Genomic DNA, 248 nt, shown 5'->3' with positions numbered 1-248 from the left:
CGAAGTGGCTAAACGCGGCGGACTGTAAATCCGCTCCTTCGGGTTCGGCAGTTCGAATCTGCCCCCCTCCACCATTTACATAGGGGCATAGTTTAAAGGTAGAACTGAGGTCTCCAAAACCTCCAGTGTGGGTTCGATTCCTACTGCCCCTGCCAAATATATTTACACAACATGGCGGTTGTGGCGAAGTGGTTAACGCACCGGATTGTGGCTCCGGCATTCGTGGGTTCGATTCCCATCAGTCGCCC

At 53.6% G+C, this 248-nt stretch carries 2 tRNA genes; both read left to right on the top strand.

Annotated features, from left to right (window positions below):
• Positions 1-81: 81 nt before the first annotated feature.
• A tRNA-Trp gene (locus JDS95_RS30765) sits at positions 82-155 on the top strand.
• Positions 156-174: 19 nt separating this feature from the next.
• A tRNA-His gene (locus JDS95_RS30760) sits at positions 175-247 on the top strand.
• Position 248 lies beyond the last annotated feature (1 nt).

It is taken from the genome of Bacillus cereus group sp. N24 (assembly GCF_016483345.1).
Taxonomy (GTDB): domain Bacteria; phylum Bacillota; class Bacilli; order Bacillales; family Bacillaceae_G; genus Bacillus_A; species Bacillus_A toyonensis.
The sequence above is the reverse complement of the archived record's forward strand: the minus strand, read 5'-3'. Positions and strand labels throughout refer to the sequence as shown.